Annotated in this window: 21 protein-coding genes; 4 read left to right on the top strand and 17 right to left on the bottom strand. The window is 34.1% G+C overall.

Going from position 1 to position 25,379, the window contains the following annotated elements; genetic code table 11:
* Positions 1-329 precede the first annotated feature (329 nt).
* The 4 genes from IGI50_RS06560 to IGI50_RS06545 form a co-directional block, all read right to left on the bottom strand.
* Entirely contained in the window at positions 330-740 is a 411-nt protein-coding gene (locus tag IGI50_RS06560; RefSeq protein ID WP_438776550.1) for an ester cyclase, read from the bottom strand.
* Positions 741-1,925: 1,185 nt separating this feature from the next.
* A complete protein-coding gene (locus IGI50_RS06555; RefSeq protein WP_438776549.1) occupies positions 1,926-2,207 on the bottom strand; it encodes a PspC domain-containing protein in 282 nt (93 codons plus the stop codon).
* 27 nt (positions 2,208-2,234) lie between these two features.
* Positions 2,235-3,602 (bottom strand): DUF4097 family beta strand repeat-containing protein, encoded by a 1,368-nt coding sequence (locus tag IGI50_RS06550; RefSeq protein WP_438776548.1) that lies wholly within the window; start codon positions 3,600-3,602, stop codon positions 2,235-2,237.
* 233 nt (positions 3,603-3,835) lie between these two features.
* On the bottom strand, positions 3,836-4,426 hold the full coding sequence (locus IGI50_RS06545) for a hypothetical protein (RefSeq protein WP_438776547.1): 591 nt from the start codon (positions 4,424-4,426) through the stop codon (positions 3,836-3,838).
* 359 nt (positions 4,427-4,785) lie between these two features.
* On the opposite strand from IGI50_RS06545, the gene IGI50_RS06540 reads away from it, so the two are divergent.
* The 3 genes from IGI50_RS06540 (at position 4,786) to IGI50_RS06530 (ending at position 6,772) form a co-directional block, all read left to right on the top strand.
* Positions 4,786-5,322 carry an ABC transporter permease gene (locus IGI50_RS06540; RefSeq protein ID WP_438776546.1) on the top strand — a complete coding sequence of 179 codons (537 nt, stop codon included), beginning with the start codon at positions 4,786-4,788 and terminating at the stop codon, positions 5,320-5,322.
* Positions 5,323-5,894: 572 nt separating this feature from the next.
* Positions 5,895-6,191, top strand: coding sequence for a hypothetical protein (locus IGI50_RS06535; protein ID WP_438776545.1), 297 nt, complete (start codon positions 5,895-5,897; stop codon positions 6,189-6,191).
* Between the two features lie 323 nt (positions 6,192-6,514).
* The gene (locus IGI50_RS06530) at positions 6,515-6,772 is read left to right on the top strand and encodes a hypothetical protein (protein ID WP_438776544.1); all 258 of its coding nucleotides are present in this window, start codon (positions 6,515-6,517) and stop codon (positions 6,770-6,772) included.
* 274 nt (positions 6,773-7,046) lie between these two features.
* Here the strand turns inward: IGI50_RS06530 and IGI50_RS06525 are convergent, their stop codons facing one another.
* The 7 genes from IGI50_RS06525 to IGI50_RS06495 form a co-directional block, all read right to left on the bottom strand.
* The gene (locus IGI50_RS06525; protein WP_438776543.1) at positions 7,047-9,017 is read right to left on the bottom strand and encodes a MucBP domain-containing protein; all 1,971 of its coding nucleotides are present in this window, start codon (positions 9,015-9,017) and stop codon (positions 7,047-7,049) included.
* 374 nt (positions 9,018-9,391) lie between these two features.
* Entirely contained in the window at positions 9,392-10,036 is a 645-nt protein-coding gene (locus tag IGI50_RS06520; protein WP_438776542.1) for a GTP pyrophosphokinase, read from the bottom strand.
* Between the two features lie 307 nt (positions 10,037-10,343).
* Positions 10,344-11,468 (bottom strand): M20/M25/M40 family metallo-hydrolase, encoded by a 1,125-nt coding sequence (locus IGI50_RS06515; protein WP_438776541.1) that lies wholly within the window; start codon positions 11,466-11,468, stop codon positions 10,344-10,346.
* A gap of 43 nt (positions 11,469-11,511) precedes the next feature.
* Positions 11,512-12,507 carry a S16 family serine protease gene (locus IGI50_RS06510; RefSeq protein WP_438776540.1) on the bottom strand — a complete coding sequence of 332 codons (996 nt, stop codon included), beginning with the start codon at positions 12,505-12,507 and terminating at the stop codon, positions 11,512-11,514.
* Positions 12,508-12,533: 26 nt separating this feature from the next.
* A complete protein-coding gene (locus IGI50_RS06505) occupies positions 12,534-13,739 on the bottom strand; it encodes a hypothetical protein (RefSeq protein WP_438776539.1) in 1,206 nt (401 codons plus the stop codon).
* A 15-nt stretch (positions 13,740-13,754) separates the two neighbouring features.
* Entirely contained in the window at positions 13,755-14,579 is an 825-nt protein-coding gene (locus IGI50_RS06500) for a YitT family protein (protein WP_438777575.1), read from the bottom strand.
* 376 nt (positions 14,580-14,955) lie between these two features.
* On the bottom strand, positions 14,956-15,897 hold the full coding sequence (locus tag IGI50_RS06495; RefSeq protein WP_438776538.1) for an L-lactate dehydrogenase: 942 nt from the start codon (positions 15,895-15,897) through the stop codon (positions 14,956-14,958).
* 269 nt (positions 15,898-16,166) lie between these two features.
* Here IGI50_RS06495 and IGI50_RS06490 point away from each other — a divergent pair, with 269 nt between their 5' ends.
* Positions 16,167-17,603, top strand: a complete 1,437-nt coding sequence (locus tag IGI50_RS06490) for a helix-turn-helix domain-containing protein (protein ID WP_438776537.1) — start codon at positions 16,167-16,169, stop codon at positions 17,601-17,603.
* Positions 17,604-18,104: 501 nt separating this feature from the next.
* On the opposite strand, the gene IGI50_RS06485 is transcribed toward IGI50_RS06490, so the two are convergent.
* The 6 genes from IGI50_RS06485 to IGI50_RS06460 are packed head-to-tail and all read right to left on the bottom strand — an operon-like array spanning position 18,105 to position 25,320.
* Positions 18,105-18,461, bottom strand: coding sequence for a hypothetical protein (locus IGI50_RS06485; protein WP_438776536.1), 357 nt, complete (start codon positions 18,459-18,461; stop codon positions 18,105-18,107).
* A 60-nt stretch (positions 18,462-18,521) separates the two neighbouring features.
* Positions 18,522-19,415: a conjugal transfer protein gene (locus IGI50_RS06480; RefSeq protein ID WP_438776535.1), complete on the bottom strand. Its 894-nt coding sequence runs from the start codon at positions 19,413-19,415 to the stop codon at positions 18,522-18,524.
* A 22-nt stretch (positions 19,416-19,437) separates the two neighbouring features.
* Positions 19,438-20,439 carry a bifunctional lytic transglycosylase/C40 family peptidase gene (locus IGI50_RS06475; RefSeq protein ID WP_438776534.1) on the bottom strand — a complete coding sequence of 334 codons (1,002 nt, stop codon included), beginning with the start codon at positions 20,437-20,439 and terminating at the stop codon, positions 19,438-19,440.
* Positions 20,436-22,493: a CD3337/EF1877 family mobilome membrane protein gene (locus IGI50_RS06470; protein WP_438776533.1), complete on the bottom strand. Its 2,058-nt coding sequence runs from the start codon at positions 22,491-22,493 to the stop codon at positions 20,436-20,438. Before IGI50_RS06470 ends, IGI50_RS06475 begins: the two co-directional genes overlap by 4 nt.
* Entirely contained in the window at positions 22,494-24,944 is a 2,451-nt protein-coding gene (locus IGI50_RS06465; RefSeq protein WP_438776532.1) for an ATP-binding protein, read from the bottom strand.
* Positions 24,928-25,320, bottom strand: coding sequence for a conjugal transfer protein (locus tag IGI50_RS06460; RefSeq protein ID WP_438776531.1), 393 nt, complete (start codon positions 25,318-25,320; stop codon positions 24,928-24,930). Before IGI50_RS06460 ends, IGI50_RS06465 begins: the two co-directional genes overlap by 17 nt.
* Positions 25,321-25,379: the final 59 nt, after the last annotated feature.

Here is a 25,379-nt window from a genome sequence, read left to right as displayed (position 1 = left end):
TTTTTGATTTTTGAACAACCTATAAGAATGTTGTAATGTTTGCGCTTAGTAGAAGTTGACCCACTAGAAATTAGTGTATTCTTTTAAAAAAGCGTTCACGCTTCCATTGGTGGTGTTAGTGGCAATTCTGAAAATAATAGTTTGAGATTCTGATTTTTAATAATTGTTTACTAATCGATAATCACTCAAGAAATCCCCTTAACTAAGTTGCTCTGAATTAAAAAATGAAGACAGCGAACTTGTCAAAATTCACAAGTTCGCTGTCTTTCTTCATTCTATAAATTGTTAGATTGTTAGACGAGTAATCCTATATTTTAAATTATCATTCATTATGATGGTTTAATAATTTTCTCCTGATACAATGTCTCAAAAGTGTTCACTGCACCACCATGTTCAACTATTTTCCCATCGATTATTTTATCAATATCTACTCCGAAAAATGAAAGTTTTTTATACGTCGGTTTAATTCCCAACCATTCTCCTTCATGCGTTCCTTCCATGATGAACTCCGAGATAACATAGTCGCCATCTTGGTATTGTTTAATTATTTTCATCGTATAATCAGGATAAGTTTTTTTAACATCAATCACGTGATCAATCATTCCAGTGATACCTACAGGAATATAAGTTTCACCATTTTTTACTTTACAGTCTTTAGAAATATATTCTGGAACTTCTTCAATTAAAGAGTTCGATACCACTTCTTCGTAAAAGTATTTTACTCTTTCTTTTTGATCCATTCGTACTTCCCCCTTAAATATTTTGACTAAAACCAAACTGTTTTATTTAATTTCATCGATCATAAATGAACTGTGCGTAGTTCTGGCCATGCCTCAGCAATTGCTACGATCTATCTCCCAGCACCATTGTCCCGGCAAATCCTATTTCAACAGTTCAGTATCGCCATTTTGTATCGTCGTGAGATGTGAGATTAGTTTATAATCCGGTCAACCCCACAATCGAATCATCAACAAATCTAAAATGACGTTTTCTGAGAAACATTTCTTAATTACCGCTGCGAGCACATCTGCAAAATGACCGCTTCATGTCCAATCTAAACGTCATTTCAAATCACTGTATTTCCTTCATTATCCCATGCTTCAGTTCCCCCTATCTTTCCAGATTCCATTCTTCAAAAAATAAAGGGACCGTATAATTTTAAAGAGAAAAGAAACTATGATTGGCACTGTTGAACAAAAAACTTTCACCACATGCTATCTAACAAAACTTTCCGCTTTCCAGTTCGCCCTGATTAATTCGATAATGATACAGAACGTTATTTGTCTCGAATTCTTTTGGATTCAAAGCAAAGTCATTGTAAACCGTGTACTCTACAAATATAATGTTTGGACTAGTAACAACATTTTTTAGATAAGCTGCTTACTTGTCGTGTTGATGTAAGTAAATTGATTTCTCTTGAATAGTCATGAATTGAGCTCCTTTTTCTTATGCTTTAAAGAGTATTACTATTCAAAAATAAACAATGCATTGCTTCATCTGAACGCACTCTTTTTAACAGGGTAGTATAGTTCTGAAATGAATTCAAGGAAAACACCATAATCTCTCTACACCAATTTGTGCAAGAATTTTTCTTAGGGGCTGTCGCCTGACTGTCTCTTTTTGATTATTTGAATCGCTTGAAAGATTTACTAAACGGCGAGTGTTCTTTACCAAATGTATCCACAAAGATGATCAATTCTTTAACGGGATTCGTAAAAATTAGAATTAATCGAACCCCACAAATATAAAAGTAAGATAGAGATGGGGGTTAATCCAAGATTATTTAGAAGTCTACTATCAAAACAAAAGATTCCATACAAAAATTTTGACAGCTCCTCGACAATTTGAAGCGAAGATAAGTATTCTAACCAGCTGTTAACTAAACTATTCAAATCCTTAATTGATAGTATATCGTCACTGTTTTTCTAAAAATCAGTCCATTCTTCCTCGAATGAAGTTTGTTTTTTCTTCCGATTGGGATTCTCTTTTTGATTCTCATATTGATTATCATGTATTGTGCCTGCTGCTGGAACAGTCATAACTAAAAAGATGTAAAGCATCACAGCCCATCTTAGAGATAAACTCAAATACATGGATACAATGAACAGAAAACGTAATATAAGGGGGTCCATATTAAAGTATTCTGAAATACCACCCAAAGTACCAGATAGCACGATATTTTTGTCAGATTTTTTCAAAGGTTTCATAGCATACTCCTTTCTCTTAGCTATTCATTATTGCTCACTGTTTTTTAAATACACTGTTCCAGTTGCTGTGAAAAGATCAAGTTGAGCAGTTCTATGCCCGATTCTTCTAAAATGGAAAAGTCTATTTCCTTTTTTACGTATTACATCGCAGTCAGGTAATTTGCTAAGAATTTTTCCAGTTCTGGTTACAATATTCCCTTCAAGTCCTATGCTTTTTGGTAAGGAAAAATTAATCTCGCCATTCAAATTAGATACCTTAGCTTTTCTCAACATTTGATGCTCCGTACTGACTTTTACATCACCATTTACAACAGAAACATCAAGATTTTTTGTCCTTGAGTCAGTAGTAATATTCCCTTTAACGACTTCGATAATTAAATCAGTAATATCACCATCCTTAACTTCTATGTCTCCATCAAAACCGTTGATTTCCAATAGATCATTTTCCATTCCAAATAAGTTTATTTTAGTGCGTTTGCTTTTAATTTTTACAGTTTTAGCTCGTAAATTTTCAACGTTTAAATCACTATTCTGAAGCGTAATTGCTATCTCATTGAATCGAATTTCAGGGAGATACACAGTTAATTCAGCGTAAATAATCATGCTTGGAATATGAAAAAGGAAGCGAGTCATGTCAATTTCTACATTAATTTTTTCACTTAATGAGTTTAAAGATTCTTCTTCGCTTAAACTACCATATTGTTTAACTTTCACATCAACTTTAACTGATGTTTCATCCCAAGTTTTTAAGTATATTTTTCCATTGCCCAACTTCAGATCAATATCATGCGGGATATAATCTTTATAAAGAAATTGGTGCTCATACGTTGTTGTGGCTACAGTAGGAATTTTAATACTAATATCTTTCCATTCGAGAGTATCCTCTAAAGCTTCAGAAATAGATGCTATCGTCTGTTTAACGGAATCACTTATATTCTTAAACGTTGAAGACATCTTTTCACCTAATTGATTGGCAATAGCAAATGCATTTTCTAAAGTATCTATCTTGCCAATCATTATAACGATTTCTTTTTTTATCTTTTCATCAAGATCAAAGATAACCTCGGCGTCTTTGGAATCATCTGAATCTTCATTCAAAGTTTTAACTAACTTCTCTTTTAAACAGATTAGATCATTAATTTCTGAAGCTAACTTGTTAATCTCCGCCGTTTTTTCGTCAATATCCTCCTTAAGCTCCGCATCTGAGATAGTATTATTTTCTGGATTCTCCTGCCATTTCCTAATAATCTCTAGAACATCACTACTATCATCCTTCACGGGATTTTCTTCTTTCTTATTTTGTCCATTAGAAATTGATTCAAGTAAAACCAATCCCTCTTCTGGCGTTACGATATCATCCTTTATTAGGTTCATAATTCGTTCTTTTTTATTCATATACATTCCTCCTAAATTGAAAATTTACTCATATATATGAAGATTGCATCTATTCGCAAAATGACAATCTTTTTTCAATATTTAATTGGTAAAGTATGTAAGTTGATGAACTAGGTATCATAAATAAGCTGGAAATACTTGTTGGTAGATTTCTTTACCTAGTATTGAAACTATATAATAGTTTCCTTGAATGAACCTAAATTCTTCTAATCATTTTAGGTTGATGATCCTTCTTATTGATTCAAGAAAGCTTTGTTTTCTATGAAATTTCTCAACATATTCTCTAGAACTACTCTTTCGTATGCCAGTTCCTCGTTTTTTATCATTTGAGCATACCCTTGGAAAAACGACCAATACTCACAGAATAATTCGTCAGCATCAATATTCAAATGGAAATCCGTTATAAACATTGTCAAAATATTATGGGTCCTTAACATAAAATGTAAATCCGAACTAGCATTTAAGGAGAAACACTTTAGTTCTTGATTTGAATTCTTTTGACTAATTAAAAACTCCGCTAATCTTGGTTCTTTCATGATCCATGCAATCATTGCTTCCCCAAGAAACGTCATACACTGAAAACTATTTTGTGCGTCTATCAATTGCCAACATGTCTCTATATAGCTATCAAAATGCTTTGATATTAATAATAATGCGGAATCTAACAATTCTTCCTCGTTTTCAAAACATTGATCCATCTCTTTTTCTGAAACACTACTTAATCTAACTATCTCATTTACTTCGATATTTTGAAATCCATTTTTCTGTATCTCTTTTATTGTATTTGTAATCAGTTTGCTTTTTGTATAATTGATTTTTTTCACCTAGAAAACCTCTTTTCGTAACCCATGCTAGCTTGTCACCATTTGAAATTTTTACCTTTGAGATAAATTTGGTCTCTTAATACGGTCATCTATAACTTCTACCTGACTTATTTTCTAATACTAGTATTAAAAACGTATCTATAATGAACCTTTATTTTTTCAAAAAGGAGTCTATTTAATAATTATGTATAAGGAAATATTTATGATTCCCATCATGATGGGAAGCCACTTCTATATTTGGCACCCTATCATGATGGGCCTTTAATTAATTGAGGCCTTTCTTCAAAAACTAGTCGTTATTCGGTTTATTTGACGTAAGATTTTGTTCATATTATTTTGGTGAAAAGGAAGATCACTCTGTGTTAGCTGTTAAGTTTAACGCTAAAATTAATGAAGCTGATTCAATGACCAAAGCTCTTAAACTATTAAACGAAAATGGAGAAAGTCGTGCACTAGGAAAATATGAGAGCTATGACCCCTCTTCAGAGATTAAAGAGTTAGGATCAGTAATGAACAAAATAACAATGTTCATTAGTGCAGTAGCCGCTATCTCCTTATTTATTGCAGGTGTGGGTGTAATGAATATGATGTATATTTCAGTTTCAGAACGAACAAAGGAAATCGGTGTACGGCGGGCACTTGGTGCAAATGCTAAATCAATTAAATTACAATTTTTGTTTGAAGGAATTGTTTTGACAGTATCTGGAGGCATTATCGGTTATATTTTAGGACTTTTGATTGCTCTGGGAGTTTCAGTGATATTGCCATTTTCTGTTCGTCCAGATTTATCAACTGTACTCATCTCAATAGGAACATCAGTAATAATTGGAATAGGTTTTAGTTATTTACCAGCTTCTGCAGCGGCTAAAAAAGAATTGATTGATATTTTAAAATAGAATCAAATTCATCAAAATAAGAGATAATTAGTTTTGTTTCAAAGTTAATTTAGGATAGGACAAAGAAAATTCTGAAAGAGATTGGAATAACTATACTTTTGTTATTCTTCATGATTATACCTTTTGTTTCGAATATAAGATTCAAAAGTTTTCTTTTAAACTATCTCTACAATACGCTGTTATTACAATTCCTTCCTAGTCTTTTAATGATAGATGGAACAATACTACTAGTTGCATTCGGTGTAGCTTGCTACTTTTTAAAAAAACTTTTATTGTGCAAATGGCTGCATTATTAATCGTTTGTATTCTAGCTGCTGTTGGATCAGGAGGAATTGGTTTCTCGTCTGCCAATATCCAGTAGATGTCAATATTTGCTGTAATACCTTTATATTTTTACAAAGGTACACGAGGTAGCGGAAACAAATACTTTTTTTACGCGACCCATTTACTAGTTTTATATCTATCTTCATATCTCCGGTATATGGTAGTGAAATAAATTCACTTTTTCGCCTTAAATTGCTAGAGTTATTTCGCTAAACTACTCTTTTAAAATATTTTAAAAGAGGTTTGCTATGAAAAAAATATTATTGGTTTTCTATACTTTAACTAGTTTATGTTTCATATTAACTGGTTGTAAAAATTCTAATAAAGAAATTGCCAGCTTTAAAGATGGAACAATTACTGTTAATGACTTTTATAAAAATCCTAAAGTTAGGATTCAAAATAAGATACTACTTCATAATATGATTGTTTATAAAGCATTCGACGATGTTTATGGAGATAAAGTTTCAACTAAAGAAATTGATAAAGAATATGATAAACAAAACAAAAATATTGGTTCTGATTTTGAAGCAAACCTCAAGGCTTAAAATTTTACAAAAAAATCATATAAAGAATATTTGAGGAAAATCATAGCTTTTAAAAAAGGCTTGGAAGCCCATCTCACTCTCAATGAGAAAGACATGCAATCTGCATGGAATTCATTTCATCCCAAAGTCTCTGTTAGGGTAATTGACTTAAAAGATATGGACACAGCTAAATATGCGCAAAGTCAATTAACCGAGGGAAAGGATTTTTCTGAGATTAAAAAAAATATTCGGAAAACAGTTTAACTAATGATAAAAAGGGGCAAATTGAGTTTGATTCCCTAAGTGAGACGGTACCGGAAGAGGTGAAGGAAGCTTCTTTCAAATTGAAAGAAGGAGAAGTCTCAGATATCATTCAATCAATAGAAACTTCAACATATAAACCTAGATTTTATCTTGTAAAAATGGAAAAAAAGCAAGTGAAAGGAAATGATAGGAGTAAGTATAAGAAAGAGGTCCAAGAGATTGCGAAAAAAAATAAATTAGAAGATCAAAATTTCCAGAAAGATGTAACGAAAAAGGTTCTAAAAGAAGATGATGTTTTAATTAAGGACGTACTTTCCGAAAATATTTTGAATGATTGAGAGTATAATATAAACCCTGTAAGTAACCATCAATCCTAGGCAGGTGGTTACTTTCACGGTTATATTACACTCTCCCCTTTTTCCAAAAAAGCGCTTCTATTCCAGCAGTTGTGCCTCATTCCAATTTTGTGATGCACATTGATCTTAAGCCTCTCAACTAATTAGAACTTTCTTCATGAATGAGTTCCTTCAACTCGGATTCATCTTCGAGCGCTTTGGCTTGATAATAATTGGAATATATTTTAGTTTGTAATACTTTTTTCAACACTTTATTTTACTTTTTTCTACTTCTCCTCCAGAAAAACAGAGTTGTGGCAACCGTAATTAACCCTGTTCCTAAAATTAACAGTCCTTTCGACATCTGTTCCCCCGTCTTAGGAAGTGGCTTGTTAACCACTAACTTATTTGGAGTACCAACAATCCCTTTATTCTTTTCTGATGCTATTAAATCTGATTCTATTGAGTTTGCTTTCTTGTAGACATAGGTAACAGTGATGTCTTCATTGGCGTACGATCCTTTTGCATTTTCTGGCAGCTTTTCTTGATCTAATGTGTATCCATCTATAGCGATTGCTTCTGTAGAATAGGTTTCACCAACCAAACCAGTCTGTTCCTTTTTAGGTGCCAGCTCTTTGCCTGATTCATCAATAAATTGTGTAATAACCTTTGGCGTTTCCTGGCTAGGCGCTTCCACCTTCTTGTACACATAGGTGACAGTGATGTCCTCATTGGTGTACAATCCTTTTGCATTTTCTGGCAGTTTTTCTTGATCTAATGTGTATCCATCTATAGCGATTGCTTCTGTAGAATAGGTTTCACCTACCAAACCAGATTGCTCCTTTTTAGGTGCCAGCTCTTTGCCTGATTCATCAATAAACTGTGTAATGACCTTTGACGTTTCTTGACTAGGCACTTCCACCTTCTTGTACACATAAGTGACGGTAATATCTTCATTGGCGTACAATCCTTTTGCATTTTCTGGCAGCTTTTCTTGATCTAATGTGTATCCATCTATAGCGATTGCTTCTGTAGAATAGGTTTCACCTACCAGACCAGACTGTTCTTTTTTTGGTGCCAGCTCTTCGCCAGAATCATCAGTAAATTGTGTAATAACCTTTGACGTTTCCTGACTAGGTGCTTCTATTTTTTTATAAACATATCTGACAATTTGTTGTTGTTCTCCCAACGTTCCCAAAGCGTTTGAAGGCAGCTGCTCTTGATCCAGCGAATAACCGTCAATTGTTAATTTGTATTGATCGGCAGATGCGTCATAAGTGTCTCCAATATAACCACTGATTGTTTGTGTTGGATGAATTTCATTGTTAAGCTGGTCCACATACTGTACGATTACATCTTCGGCTAGTTGCTTTTTATTAGCATAATTTAGAGTTACGCATAGATTGATGTAGCCAGATATGTTGGAATCAGACGAGCTAGTAATACCTATTTGTGAATAAGGACCATCTGGAAAAACCGTAGATTCTGAAGAGTTAGAGAAACTTTTCCCTTCAAGTTCAGAGTAGTCAAGATCAGAAGAAGGATTTAAGGTGAACTTGATCCCTCCAGGTTCTAATGAAGCGGTGTAATAAAGTTCTAAACCTGAATCATAAATACCTATGCCTCCAACATTTGTTAGCATCTCAGGGTTAATGTTATACAGAACAGCTTGCTCATAACTAATAGAGAACTCAGAATAATTATCCTCATTCAAATTGATAACCACATTTGGTTGATAAACGTTATGAGGATCAAACCCGACATTAGCAAAGTGCTTCAATAGATCAAAATCAATTCCATCTGGAAAAATAGTTGTTAGACTTCCATCAAAGGACAACGACGTCTTTTTCATTACTTCAGGATAGTTCAGAAAATTTATAGAAGAAAAAATATTTTCTCCACTACTTTGTATAGTTATTTGGTTAGCGTATTCCAATCCAGTAAGATTTGACACTGTTAAAAATGAGGTGTCTTCTGGAGTGACAGCTATATGTATATCACTAGAAGACAACAAACTTTTGGTTATCTGGTCAGGATTTGTTAACCCAAGAATAGAGACAAGAACATTTTGTAAATTAACGTCAGGCATCCAAGAATTAATTGGTTCGTCATTTGCAAACTCATTTTTTTTCGCCAACTCGCTTAGATGAGAAGGCGACTTGGCTTCGGTTGCTTTTATCATAGCAGGGAACGCTGCAGATGATAAAGTAAGAGACAAGACTAGTAAAACCTTTTTTTTCATAAGCATAATCAATCCTTCTATAGTTAGATTACTCAGTTATTTCAACCATTCTGATTTAATCAGTCATTGGCTAACTATGCCTGAGTTCAAAATTGTAAAAAATAATAAATAGTTCCAACCGCTTTTTAACGAGTAGTAACAACACTTTATCTATTATATGTTGACATCAGATTATCAGAAATTAGCATACTAATCTGAAACATGTGAATTTAGCACGCATATGCTGAAAAATACTTTACGACTAGAAAGAATAGGCCCTTTTTGAAACTAGGATCGTTTGCTCTGAATAAATAGTCACATTCTCGTCCAATGAAATATGAATTAGCTGTAAATCAGTAAAAATAGCTTTCATATAGTTAGCCGCGTCTTATAGTCACTTTTTAAAACTTTTCCCTTTCAAACTTCTGATTAAACGCTATAATTCTATCTCTTAATTTCTTCATCTCACAATCCAATAGATTAGCTTTATCTGAACAGATACGTAACTCATCAATTAAAACAGGGTCTTTATTATCACTCTTATATTTTAATTCGTGCTCTAGACTTGCCCAAAAATCCATCGCTGCTGTCCGAAGCTGTACTTCCACAACAATACTTTTCTTCATGTTAGACAAAAATACTGGCAATTGAACAATCAGATGTAAACTACGATAACCATTTACCTTTGGACATTTAATAAAATCTTTTTCTTTTATCAGAATCACATCATCCTGTCCAAGAAACATCTCTCTGATTCGGTATACATCATCGACATAAGAACAGATCACTCGAACTCCAGCACCATCCAAAATATTCGTTAGAATTTCATCAAATGTTATCGGAATGTTCTTTCTTACACACTTCTCATAAATTGATGTACTTGTCTTCACTCTTGAACTGACTCCCTGAATAGAGGAGCGTTCATTTTTCATTAATAGTTCAGAAAAAAGAATTTGGAATTTCGTTTCGCATTCCTTCATAGCACATTCATAAAAAAACTGCGCTTGCTGTATTTCTTTTTGTTGAAATGAATAGTTTTCGCTCATTTTTTCTCCCACTATTTAAAAAATTTTGTAGTCCAAATATTCGTTATTTCATTTTATAAGCAAGAACAAATAAACAGAGGAAAATACAATCGATAATAAAGATATCAGTACAAAGAACAGAGCTAGCAGTAATTGTTCTGTTGGAGAAAAAAATTTTTTACTCCAACTAAAAATGATAATAAAGAACCCTCCGATACCTACTAGCAAAAAAGTACTTAAATCAATCATCTAATCACTCCCTCTCTTTACTCACTTATCTCATCTAATTCTTGATCGAAAAATTTCTATTCAAAAATCTTCACTTGACTCAGTTATCAATTTTAGGAGCTATCTTTGCTAATTCAATGACTAGCTTAACAGCCTTCTCCATTTCTGTTATTTCTATATATTCCTCTGTCGTGTGAATCTTTTCGTATCCAATCGATAGATTGACGACTTCTTTTCCATTTCCATTAAAGATATTTGCATCGCTTCCTCCTCCACTAATTTCCTTGATCAAAGAAAGATTTTGTTTACTCATTGCCTGATCCAACATTTTCATTAATGCAGATTCATCTGAAATTTTATATCCTGTAGCCAATTTTTCAACATTCATTTCAAAGGAAGCGCCATATTTTTCAACAGCTCCATTAAAGGCATATTTTATTTCCTTCAGTAATTGTTCTGCTACTTCTGGTAGCACAGAACGGACTTCTCCTTTTAATCTCAATGAGTCCATAATGATGTTCGTTGCGCTCCCACCATTGATTACTCCGATATTTGACGTGGTCAATTCATCAATTCGACCTATCTCAATTTTTTGCAAAGCTTCTGATAAAATTGAAACAGCAGATATTCCTTTTTCTGGTTCTATGCCTGAATGCGCGGATCGCCCATTTACTTGAACCTCATACATAAATAATGTCGGACTGGCTATAGTCACACGACCAACCTCTCCACCACTGTCTAAAACATATCCATATTTCGCTTTGATCAGCTGCATATCTAGGGCTGAGGCACCAATTAATCCAATTTCTTCTCCGGGAGTAAAAACAAATTCTAAATCACCTGTTGTAATGCCCAGTTCTTGAATTGTTTCAATTGCTTCGATGATAAACGCGATTCCCGCCTTATCATCTGCTCCTAGTATCGTTTCTCCTTTAGAGGATAAAATTCCTGATTCTTCAATCACTTCAATACCATTTCCTGGAGAAACCGTATCGGTATGGCAGGAAAAGAAAAGAGGCAATTTATTTTGGTCTTTTCCATGATGCTTAACAATTAAATTATTTGAACCCAACCCGGTAACTTCCTTACTGTTATCTTCCACAATATCCAAGCCAAGCTTCATAAATTTATTTTTTAAATATTCATGTATTTCTCTTTCATTTCTAGATTCAGAATCAATCTGAACCAATTCAATAAATGTTTTAACCAATCGTTTTGTATTCATAATTTTTCCTCCATCTTATTTTGATATCCTTGAATGCTAGACCTTAACCGTTCAATTCCAAGTATTCAATAATATCGGCCATATCTCCAACGGGTACAATTCTCATCTCAGTTTGAATATCCTCAGCCACTTTTCTAGCTTCAAAATAGTTTGTTGAAAAAGTTCCTTCTTCATTTCCTAAATAAGGGACGAAGAAAATATCTGCTTGAGCGTTATGTGCGGCGTAGACTTTTTGCGGGATTCCGCCAACAAGTCCGACACTACCATTCGTTTCTATTGTTCCTGTACCAGCAACTGTTCTTCCATTTAGCAGATCCTGACCTGTAATTTGCTGATAAACACTTAAGGTTAACATCGCTCCAGCTGAAGGTCCGCCGAATCCTTTAGAATTTATGCTAATTGATTCGTTGGCAGTCACTGCCAGTACACCGTTTAATAAATAGCCGCTTCTTGTAATTCTCGGGATAGATAGTTCCTGTTTGTTACCTTCCCTCGCGACAATAAGTTCTGTTCGTGCCGCCCTTAATTTTTGTGGGAGTAAGGCTAGAGCGATAGGTGTGACGACTTCACCATTTATTGAAAGAATGACATCGTTTATTCTCAGTGAACTCAAGTTTTGCACATCTCGATTAATATTCATCACACGTATTCCAACAAAATCAAGCTCTTTCTCCTTTTCAGCAAGTCGATGGGCCTCGATAACTGCTGTTTGCTTAGAATTTGCCATGAAAGCCTGTTGAACATCTCTGCTATCCTGTTTTATCGCTTCATAGTTCTGACTTTCTTTTGATAGATTTTGATAAGGATGAATCAAGGCTTTAACCAGCTTAAATACTGTCCCTTGTTCACGTTTGATTGTTGTGACCAAAATTTCAGAATCATTTTTAGATGTGTTGTCTGCTACCGAAACCATTTCCAACGCATTTGCGACTGGACCTGGTTTCGTTATAAACAAATCTGGAATTCTGTAAAAAAACGCAAAATATACAACTACTACACCAAGCAAAACAATTACAAAATATTTACTAATTTTCTTCATAATCAACCTCTTTTATCAATGAACACTTATCCCAGCATCAACCCAACAATCAACCCTCCGGTAATGACCGAAGTTATCGTTATTGTAGAAAAGCCTGCCGTTACCATAATCGGTAGAATATTCTGCTCAATTACAGCGATTTCTTCTTCTGTTTCCCCTACAGCTGCAGCTGCTTCTTTGGTTAAGACCATTGTTCCTGGAAATCCAAACAAAGTTGTCATACCTACAGCAATCGACAGTGAACCAGAGTAACCGACCTTTTTACCGATAAGGAATGAAGCTATAAAGATTATCCCCAAACCTGCTGCTAAGTAGAAAGCAATTGGACCAATCAAATGCAATAGATCTGCCGGAACAATATCTGCTAATGGTCCAAACGCAATAACCATGATGGAAATCATTAGTAAACCAAAAGAGTCGGTAGAAGATAATGCATTAGGCTTCAGAATTCTGAAGTGTCGCAAAATGATTCCCAACAGTAAGGCAATCACAAACGCATTTACTGTCCCATTAGTTAATTGACTTAAAAATCGAGAAACATACATTGTCAGTCCCAGTAAAAACAACGTGCCGTAAGGTGTCCGTAAAAAATCTGGTAAAATACTTTCTTTAACCTCCGTAGTATTTTCAGCTACTTCCTGTTCAAAAAAAGTCAGCTCGCCATCACGATATTGCTTCTTCACGCGAAGTGCTTCTTTTTTCAAAATATTCGCCGTAAATAAGAAACCAACCAAATTTTTTAAGTTTAGTATCAAGAGCGGAAAAACTGCTAATAAGTAACTAGATAAAATACCTAGATCGCCGCCAGCATTCTGAATCTCATTCACTTTTTCCTGAACCATTAAAATCGATAGTGTCCCTCCGGTTATCGAAGCGGTGCCCGCTACGGCAATATTTCTGTCAAAGATCCATTCACCGATAAAGATCAGAATCACCGTCATTAAAACAACCGTTAACGAGCCTACAACAAAGGTCTTCCACTGCAGCTTCAAATCTTTAAAGCTCATCATTGTTCCTAAATGAACGATAATTACCCCAATAACAGCATTTCCTAAGCCTAACAATCCTGAATCTTGAATCAGATCATGTGGTAGCAAATCAGTTGCAAAACCAACTAAAAAGATCATAGAAGCTACCAACATCATCGAAATCAAAGCCTTGCTTTTATTTGATACAAACTCTCCAATCGTCCAAATAAACATTACAATAGTAAAAGCTAATATAGGTTCCATTATTTTTCCTCCTTATTATTGAATCGGATGATACGTGAATCCCAAGCCATGAACTTCAGCCACATTGTATGTGAGCATAAAGCTTTTAGGATCAATCTCATCTACGACTTTTCTAACCAACGGATACTCTTGCCCAGTCACCACTACCATGATCATTTCTCTGTCACAATCATTTTTTCCGCCTCTAGCGTCAAACACTGTCATACCTCTATCCAGTTCACTAGTTAATTGCTCTCGAATTTCTTTTGTATAGTCTTGACTTATAATCATAATCGCTTTTCTTCTCTTCAAACCATTTTCAATATAATTCATTACGATTGAAGTAATACCGATAGATAGAATGGCAAAAAGAAACTCTTCGAAACCAAAAACATAAAGACTCATAAATACGATCACCATATCAGTAAGTAGTAATCCTAGTGATGGATTCACACCAAAATACTTTTCAAAAATCAGTGGTGGAATTGTTGTTCCTCCACTAGAAGCTTGAATCTTATATAAGATAGCTACTCCAACTGCAAAAATAATACTTCCAAAAATTACTGATAGTAATCGATCTTCGGTTAACATACCCATCGGTACTATACGTAATGCTAAAGGAAACAATAGGCTTCCAATTAATGTATTGAAGAAAATCTTTTTTCCTAAAAACAGAGCTGCTAGGATTAAAACAAGTACATTCAATGATAGGACAACCCATGAACGATCGATCCCTAAAGCTGATTCTGCTAAAATCCCAATACCGCTGGCACCTCCAGCAGCAATATCATGCGGTCCTAAAAATAGATTGATACTAATAGCTAATAACAATACCGCCACGGATATTTTTAGTATTTGCATTAGAAATGAAAATATCGTGTCGCCTTTATTTTTTTTATCAATAATAGATTTTCTATATTTCGTTCCTGCTTTTAAACTTAAAGTAGTATTTTCTTTCATGTCCTTTCCCCTTTCGTAATAACGCTTAATGAGTATAGTGCTAGTTTATTAAATAAATAACGAGTCCTCAAACAAACTATTTCTCATTATTAGAAAAAAATTGTTTTAGCCCGTAGCTAAGCTATTTCGGAATCCTCTATCAGCAAAAAAAATCAACAAAAAAATAACCTTAGAAAAGAAATCCTTTTCTAAGGTTATTTGATTTAACTATATATGGCAGTGATGAAAAGTTCATGATTCTCAATTTCCTTAAGTTCCTCAAGTTCATCTATTCTTACTAGCAATCACTTTCTAGCACGCTTTCTTGCATAGCTTTTAACGTTTGTATTGAAAAGAACATTTTTTCCCTTTCATCTTCACTTAATGGGACTTCAATAATTTCACGAATTCCTTCTCTATTTAAAACAGCATTAGAACTAATACAAACATCTTGAGTTTCATACTGTCCCTCTAGATGAACCGAAACCGGAAGCACAGAATTTTCATCCTGCAAAATTGCTTTGGTAATTCTTGCTAGAGAAATAGCAATTCCGTAATGAGTGGAACCTTTATGTCGAATAATTTCATAGGCTTCATTTTTAATTTTATCTGAAAGTTCTACTAAATTAGATGCAGAAAAATCAGGATGCCGATCCAACCATTCAGTAATTTTTAGACCGCCTATATTTCCATGGGACCAAACAGGGAATTGCGTATCCCCATGTTCTCCTAAAATATAAACATTTACATCTCTTGGGTCTATTTGAAACCTTTCTCCTATAGCATTTCTTAATCTAGCGCTATCTAAAGAAGTTCCTGAACCAATCACCCTATTTGCAGGAAAGCCAGTTAAATTCTTTACATAATGTGTCAGAACATCGACTGGGTTGCTAGCAATTAAAAATATTCCAGAGAAATCATACGCCATAACTGATTGAATAATCGACTTCATAATCCGTGCATTTCTCTTCACCAAATCCAAACGAGTTTCATTTTCTATTTGTGCTGCTCCAGCTGTGATGACTACTAAATCTGCATCCGAACAATCTGAATACTCCGCAGAGTAAATACTTTTAGGACCAACATATGCTAATCCGTTCGTAAGGTCTTTCACGTCACCGGCAACCTTTTCAGTATCCAAATCAATAATTCCGACATTGTTTCCAACTCCTTGAGCCATTAAAGCAAACGTATAGCTTGAACCGACATCTCCATTTCCAATAACAATAATTTTATTCATAATATTTCTCCTTCTGAACTACTTACTTATCTAGTATCGAACTTCTTATAATGATTTCCATACTTTCTCAAGAAGTTTCAACGGTAGATTGTAAAGTAAGTTTAGTAGACAGATATTCTCACTACAAATAATATAATTCTCAAAATTAGAAATTATTTATCGAAAGTATAAATAATATTTTATGAACAGACTAGAAAAATGTTTATTATTTTACTCTTTTTGTATTATAATGTATTGCATTGATAATTTTAGATAAGGAGATATCTCTTATGAATACTTACTCTTATGATTTGATAGTTGATAAATCTATAAAAAGAAAAATTAAAATTCTTCAAATCTTACTTGAAGCCAACCGACCAGTATCTTTAAAAACTTTCAGTTCTCTCTGCCAAGTCTCCTATAAGACAATACAACAGGATGTAAAATACTTGATTGAAAATTTACCAAACTCATTATTGTTAGAAGACTTTAATCATGCTTTATCCCTTGAAAAATACGGGCCTACTCGTGAAATTGTTACCTATATAGATAGTTTAGTCTCAGACAATCCAATTTTTTATATTATCGAATCAATCTTTAATGAAGAAAAAAAAGATTTAGTTACTTATGCTTTGGACCTCTATATTTCTGAATCAACAATGAAGAATTATACCAAAACTTTTCGAGAAGTTCTTAAAGATTTCAATTTAGACCTTGATACCACTAACTTTTCTTTTATTGGTAATGAAGCTGATATTCGATATTTTTTCTTTCAGTACTTTCGTTCTATTCATGAAAGTAGTGCACCAATTATACATAATAATCAATACCATGAAATAACAGAAGTATTAGAAACAATGAAAAAAGAGTATGATTTAAACTTAAATTTTGATTATTACAGAGCAACGATCTGGATGTTTATCATAGAAAAACGAATTGAAAATCAACATTTCATTGAATTTGATACTTCAATATTAGAAAAATATGAAAAAAAAGATAGCTATCAACGGTTTAAAACAGCTTTTTCTACTTATTTTAAGCCCAAAATAGTTAATACATATAATCTTAATCAAGAGATTCTATTTTCTTATTTTGCTCAAATTGATACAATTATTTATGAATCAAATAGCTCGTACTTAACCAATGATTTTATACAAGAATTTTCAGAACAAGATTTACTTATCACGAATTTTTTTATCGAATCAAAACAAAATTTGGTTCTAAATCACAAAGCGAGATCAGCACTCCAATCTTATCTCACAAACTTGTCAGTTTTAACTGATTGTACAGACCTATTTCAAAAATATTCCCGCATCCTTATACGTAAAGCCAAAAGTAATTACCCTACTACTTTTTCTATTTGGTGTGGTATTTTAGAAAATCACAATTATTTTACACAGGTGGAAGATGTGGCCGCTCGATTGACACTATTGTATGAGGTAAAAAAATATAACAAGCAAAAGGTGCTCTTTGCCTTAACTGGTGATTCTTCCTCCGTAAGTTATTACAAAGCCTTAGCAAAAAAAGTGATTCCAAATGATGTTGAATACCATTTCTTATTTAACCGTCCTTTAACAAATGAATTGTTACGTACACTACAAATTGATTTATGCGTGTATAATTTTGAACCTCAACTCAACTTAACTTCATCAGATCTTTATCGGCTATCTGACATTCCTTTAGATACTGAATGGCAAGAACTGCAAGACTTGCTTTTCAACATCTAAAGATAAAAAATCCCCGTTGCTTCAGTTTAATTAAAACAACGGGGTAAGGAATTCACCTAATTAATCTTTTACAATGGTCAAAAACTTTTCTTTTTTCTGTGTTTCACAGTTTAATCGTTTTGCTTTATGATTATTTTCTTTAAAACGTATTTAGATTTCATTATTCAGTTGCCTCTAACTAGATAGAAATGTTGAAATTTCATAGTTTAAAGAAAAACTTCTGATATCAAAATTAAAGCAATAATACCACCTTTAATTAAATAATTAATAATGGTCACTAACCATATCCATCCATAAGCTTCCACACCAACAGATAGCAAGCAGTAAACAAACGAGATGTACTAATTTCGACTACTACTTAAACTCTTCATGTAATTCTTTTCCTACTTTTTCAGCAAATTTGCATTGAATTTGTATTTCCTTATCTAAACTCAGCCTCAGCAAATTAAAAAAAATATCATCATTAATGATACGGCTCAGCGTTATTCATCATTTCGCACTTTAACAAAAATAAAATACATTGGAACCATGACAAAAAATCCATTCAAAATATTTACGATATTTTGAATGGAAGTTCTTTAGTGAAAATATATAGAGTTTTATTCTAACACCTTTTCTTAAATAATTCTTGTATTTTTCTTCTACAATATGTTTAGATAATCTTTTTTCCCAAAGACCCATTTCCATATTAATGAAGATGAAAACTCCAAGTGATAGTAAAAATAGGAATCCAAAGAATAAAAGAACGAGAAAGTACAAAGGGATTAAAAACAAGTTCGTCGTTTTTTGAATCATTTTGTAAAAAAGTCTTACCAAATATCCTGCGAAGAAACCAGAAAGAATCAGTTGCTTTTCCATAGTACAATCCTCCTCATTCTCTATTTTATAATTCTAACGTGGTGGAATTATCTTGTAAGCTTAAATACCACGATCAATGATCCATTTTTCGCCTGTCTTTTTTAAAACTAAATCATAAGTAAACGGTAAAACTGCTTTAGTATCTTGGTTGAGATAAACAGCTACAACTTTTACTTTCACTCCATTATTTGATTTAAAATAATTGATCTGCTTAATTTCTGAAAAAACGTAGTCTTTGTTGATTTCTTTGATATCTTTACTCGTCAGATAGTATTGCAGCTCAGTTTTCTTGGCAGTCGGATAGACTTTAAAGAAGGTCATTAAAAACTCATTGATATCCTTTTTTGTTTCTTGATCGATACTCATATCATCTTGCATGGGATCAGATTGCATATCTAATTTCTTGGGTAGTGAAGCCATCACTGGGTTTGACACAATCACTAGTTGATCATGGCCTCTTGTTTTGACCTTAACAGAAAATGCAGATTCAACCTGTCGCTTTTCTTTGGTTTTCCCTTTGTTTTCCTCTATTTCTTGAATGATCGAATAGACCACAGAATAATTGGTTTTGTCCAGTTGTTTGACTTTCCAAATCTTCATTTCCTTTACGATTGATACAGTGGGAATATCTGAACGAATCATCTCTTGGTTCAGTTGCAAAAGATCATCTGACATATAGTTCTTTAACTCAGTAGTTCGTTTTTCTAGAATTTCCTTTTTAGGCTCCCAAGAATAAAATATCTCAACAAACTCTTCGACAAAACTTGAAATAAAGTTTGTATCTACAATTTGAGTTTGGATGATTTTTTCTTCATGTACGGTATGGCGATCGATCGCGGTGAAATTCTTATAGAGTCCAAATGAGAGACTACCAATCAACAACAACCATAAAATAATTGTTGTTCTCTTTCGTAAGCCAATACTCTTAATTTTTATTTTCTTTACTTTTTTCATGTATCTATTCCTTTCAATTTTTCTATTTAACACGACCAGCACCAATTAAATGTTCTTGCCAATATGATTCTTTTAAATCCGCATAACCGATAGGATCGCCTGCGTGATACATCCTGTTATTACCTACATAGATTCCAATGTGCGTAACGTAATCAGCAGTTGAATAAGTCGAATGAAAAAAGACCAAGTCTCCAGGTTTTGCCTCATCCAATGATAAATGTTGAGTCACACCATACTGGGCTTGGGCAGTACGAGGCAGATTGATACCTGCTTTCGCAAAACACCATTGAACGATTCCGCTACAATCAAACGATGTTTGCGGATTGCTGCCTCCAAAAACATATTTATTTCCCTGATACTTCAATGCTTCATCCATAATTTTCTGAACCACTTTGTCATCAAATTTTGCAGTTACGGACAAGTATTGCTCAACCAATTTCACATAAAACTGATTTCCATACGCGTAGCGCCATCCTCCATTGATCGGGATAGTAATCGGATTCATATAAGTCACACGTTTACCACCAGCCTTATCCTTAGAAAAGCTTTCAGCGAGTTCATAAGAATACTTCTTTCCATGACTACCAATATAATTGATAAAACCACCACCATAGTTATAAGATTGGATCGCTGTATTGATATCGCAGCCATTCGACTTGATCCCTTTGACCAATTCAGAGAAGTATTTGCATCCTTGTTTGATTGATTCTTCCGTGCTAAGAGAATTCGGCGGCAACCCCAGACTCTCAGAACTTTGCATGACATCTTCAGCATTACCGCCACTTTCTACTTGAATGATCGCTAGAATGATTTTCACCTGATCGTAAATTCCATACTCCTTACAGTATTTTTCAACTAACGATTGATGCTTTAACACTTCTGAGGAAAGATTCACTCCAGTAACTTCATTGGTTTCAGATTTGCTTTGTTCATCCTCACCAAACAAGACAATTCCAAATAAAAGAAGTCCGAAAAAAGAAACTAGTCCGACAAGTGGTATCGTTATTTTTCCGACTCGTTTCATTTCCTCTTGGCTTCTTTTCCGTTGATAATTGACCGTTCTTCTTTTGTTTTACTGATACTTGGACGTTTATCATTACTCAACTTTACTTCTCTTTCGATAGCTCTCCCCTTTTTCAGTGGTTTCATTTCTCGCTTTAAATCGAGTCGATTATTTTGTTTGATCGGTGGCATTTTCACAGGAGAGTTCTTACCATATTTACGTTGTTTATTCCCTTTTGGCTGCGTTTTTTCTTCTAATACTTTTCTAGGATGATCAACTTTAGTTGATTGTTTATCTTGCCACTCTATTGGTTTTCGTTTTGATTTTTCTAACATTCTCGTTGGCAAGTTTCTACGTTGAGATGTTTTCTTTTTTTCAAGAGACGGGTCCATCTGATCCCTTGGAGATTTATTTTGTTCCTTTTTGTAATTTGATTGTTTGAATTTTCTGGTTGTCTCTTGTTTTGCTTTATCCTTTATTTGCTGAGTATCAGCGGAGTCTTTTCCAATAGTAGTTCCATTTTTCTTTGGTCTATCTTTCTCTTTTGGATTCTTGAATTTATCAGGTAATTTCTTATCTTTGGGCTGTTCTCTTTTTTTAGTTGAACCATTCTCGTTTGAATCAGTTTTCTTTTGCTTATTTTTCGTTTCAATTTTCTTTTTGCTTGTGTCATCTTTTCTAGTAGAACCGATCCCTTTCAATGCCAGTCCACCAATAGCAATTTTCCGAATCGCTCGTGTAGCTGATTGTTTTGGTCTTCGAATGACACGACTTCCTGTATTTTGTGAGTCCGTACTATTTAATGCCATCATTCCCATCAAGTCATTCAACTTAAAGTAAATTCCTGCAAATACAACGATTTGCATAAAGGCGACTATAAAGAACGGTTGATTTGCAGTCAGTCCATAAATCATCGCTGATAGCGAAAAAGCGATCGTGAGAACTAAAGTAATTCCAGCACGCATCATGATCACGTTAAAGAGACGCATGATTGTCGTTTTCATCAAATGATTGAAACTTGGAATCATTGATAAAAGAAAGCTAATCGGTAAGAAGATCGCAAAAACAATAAAAAGGACTTGAGAGAATATCATGATTCCGGTCAGAATAAAGACGAAAATCGATATCAACATATTGAAGATAAAAATGAAGAACGTGATGCCTAATCGACTAACTGTTTTAGTGATCGTCATATTGTCGTTATTCTTTTTATTGATTTCATCTTTGACTATCTCTATTCGATCCTTACCCTTGTTATCGAAGGGGCTGGTAGATTCTAAAGATTCCATTCGCTCTTTGCCAACTTTTTTAGTATCAGATTCACCATATTGTAAAATCATCCAAGGCTTTTTGACCTGAATCTCAAACAGAGAATCACGGATTGCATCTACACTATCTTTTTCTTTTGAATTAGAATTTGGCATCGTCATTTTTGAACCGATATCCAACGCTGCCTTACTGATATCTGATGAAAACTCATTGATGCGCGTAATGTAACTAGTCGAATAGGCAATAAATGACGAGGAAAGAATAAAGATCGTCAGAAAACTTACTAATGCTCCAGTAGCTTTCGTGGTTTCTCTTTTGATCAATCCTGTATAAGTTACGTATATCCCCATAATCATGATCAAAATGAGGATTAAGCCAGGATAAAAACCAGATGACATAAAGCCACGTTGGCTGATACCGGCTAATGTTTGAATATTTTTACCTATAGCTTGAGTTGTATCACTGATAAAATCTAAAGAGTATGCTTCACCGATCAAGTAGCCAGCTGCATTTGATAAATACACACTGATCAACCAGATCAGATTCGTGATGCTATAGATACCAAACATCACACTCTTTCCAATACCGTCTCCCCAATTCCATGGCAGCCAATCCCACTTCGAGTCGACAAAGTAATCTAACGAATAATTATCAACTGGATATTTGGAATAGTTGTTTCCACTGTTGATTGTTTCATCAATCAAACCCGCCGCCTGAGTGGTAAGTGATAGTACAGATAAAAGAAAAAAGATACTGACTATTCCTAGCAGTATCTTGATTGTTTTCTTCTTATTTAATTTTTTCATTTAATACCCTCCAGCATTTACTGGTGGTCGTGTATCAAAAGCATGGAATAGATGTTCAAAGATATAGTCAAATTGAATGACACCTGTTCGGCCCCAAATATCTTGGAACAACGCCTGACCATTTTCTAAATTACGCAAGCGATTCTGATTGCCTTCATCTTCCTTGTCTAAACTAAAGAACTCCAACGTATTTTTGATCTCATTGATATCGGTTGATCGGAAGGCAAATTTCATTCCAATATTGTTCTTCATCTTTTCATCCAGTAAATCATTGGCATTTTGCGTGACAAAATATACACCTGCATTTCTCGCTCGACCTTCGCGAACTAGTTTCATAGATAGCGTCTTACCTTGAGCAACCTGTAAAAAGCTCCAAGCTTCATCTAGGTCGACGATTTTAAAAATCGACGTATCCGAGTGAATAAAATCCAAGGCAAAGGTGCTGATAACCATTAGCATCGATACACTTAATATTTCCATTGTCGTGTATTCTTCCATCGTGGTATTTGCATCCGGTAAAATCAAATCCGCAACTTGGATCACATTTAGCTGCTTTTCTAAACTGATTGTATTCTCAATATTTCCATCGCTGAACAATAATTGAGCAAAATCGTAATCAACAAACGATTCGATATGATCCGCAATATTATTTGACACAGGTGATTCTTCTTTTCGTAATTCTTCGATTACACAAAGTAATCCCCGTCGCTCCGATTGGGCAACCGTTCTGATTGCTTTCCTCAATGTTGGAAATTTTTCACCGTCACGAGAAGAGATACCAGTTAGAAAAGTCAGGGTGTCAATTGCGAGGCTTTCCGAATCTTTGATCTTTTCCAAAATAACGAATGGATCAAGTAGACCGCGATTCTTTTCATCACTTGTAAGGTTGATAATATTAACTTCATCTTCAATGTGAACCAAATTATTCTTCCAATTTCCTCGCTCACTTTTTGGATCTAGAATCACCGCTTTTCCACCGAACAACACCGCATAATAGACAAGCAGATTATTAGAGAAGGATTTCCCTCCACCAAGACTTCCAATAAAAGCTGCTGCTAAGGCATTCGTTGTCGTTCCTTTAATTCCTTGAGCTGCTAGTGCCGGCTGAATAAAGATATTTCTTCCTGTATCAATATTGAATGCAAGGTAAATTCCTTCTCGCTCACCAAGAGATTGTGTAGCTCCAAATCCCAAAGAAGAAACGAAGTCACTGGTCACATACTGAATGTAATCGTTCATAAAACGTTTGGACGAAGGAATAAATTCACTATGTAAACCCAACATATCGCCAAAAGGCCGGACGAGCTTCACATTGAAATCATCGTAAAAATCTCGGACTTCATTGCATCTTTTCTTCAGTTCATCTGATGTAGGTGCAGACACTCGTATGACATAGCTCAATTTATACATCGATTCTTTTGTCTGATCCAAAGTATCTTCTAGTTCATTAACAGAATCGATAGCATCCACCACATTTTTTGCCGTATCATTATCACTATCCCAAGCATGATTATCCAAGTCCTTCAATTCCTTCTTCTTAGTACGAACCGTGGATAGAGCTTTCCTATTTGACACGACTTCAATATTCATGGATGTATCAACAGGAAATGAAAATTGTTGCTGCTGGTAATAAAACAATTCACTATTTGGAAAGTCTAGTTCTCCGACTATCGAATTTATCGTGAAGTAAGAGACATATAGTTCGTTTTCTTCATTGGTGAGTTTTAGATATCGCTGCTTTTCTTCAATCAGACAGCGAGTTGGCTTAATCAAATCGTATTTTTTAATAAGTTTCTGAGAATCATTTTCTTTCACCGGTAAATGGAAATCATAGTCTTCGAATACAATGCCATCTTTTCCATGTAGATGTTCCAAAAGATAGCCGAAATCATTCTTATTCAATGGTCGAAATTTGAAGCGACGAAGTAGTTTATTTTCAAGTAATTGCTCTAGCTTTTGAAATCGTCCAACTTCCTCTACGCTCATTTGGACAAAATCACCCATTATTTTTGAATTGACGCCATGGATAAAATCTTGGATTCCAAGGACAAACTCATTCCAAACACTTTTCAGGTTGATTTCTTGATCATTCAGTACCAGTTTAAAGCCAATAAAAAAGCGATAGTCTACTTGATTTTCTCCAATCAAGTCAACCAGCGCTTCAGTCTGTCCATCAATATGTTGTATCGCTACTTCCTTTAATTTTCCTTTTACAGTAGCTTTTGATCTCTCTTGCACGTCCTTGATACTAGATTCAGCACTTAATTGCAGTGCATGTATCTTTCCTTCTCGATATTGAGCTACCAATTGACGAAAATTATCATGGACCTTAAATTTTTCATCTGGACTCAAAAATGAGTAATTGAATGGTATCAATTCATAGTAAGCAAAACACTCTCCTTCATGATTGAAAACCAAATTATTTTCGATATATTTAATTGGATACTCCAAAAAATCCACTCCTTACATAAGTGATACTAGGTTGAAACACCACTGATTTATCCTCTACCTTTTTCTGATTAAAAGTGATTTTAGGACTGGTAAAGTATCGACAGATAGATTTAATAAATCCAATTGGCTTTTTCCCATCAAACGATTTCTGTGACATAAACCATGCAATCCCTGCTGGAATCCCAAGGTATTTCAATAGCGCACCATTAATCAATGATAACGGTGGTAAGTTTCCAAAGACGATGACGATAAACAGTGTCAAAACGAACCATGCCATTTGGTTAAAACTGACAGGAAAAGGTAGTTTTAAATCGTTGATTGCGTAGATTACTTTTTCGACATTCCAAATACTGGTGTAGCTACGGATTTTTTTCATATTACAACTTCCTTTTTTATAAGCTAAATAAAAGGAGCAAATCCATAATAGATTGCCCC

This window comes from Enterococcus sp. DIV0170 (assembly GCF_051710765.1).
Lineage (GTDB): Bacteria > Bacillota > Bacilli > Lactobacillales > Enterococcaceae > Enterococcus_A > Enterococcus_A raffinosus.
The sequence above is the reverse complement of the archived record's forward strand: the minus strand, read 5'-3'. Positions and strand labels throughout refer to the sequence as shown.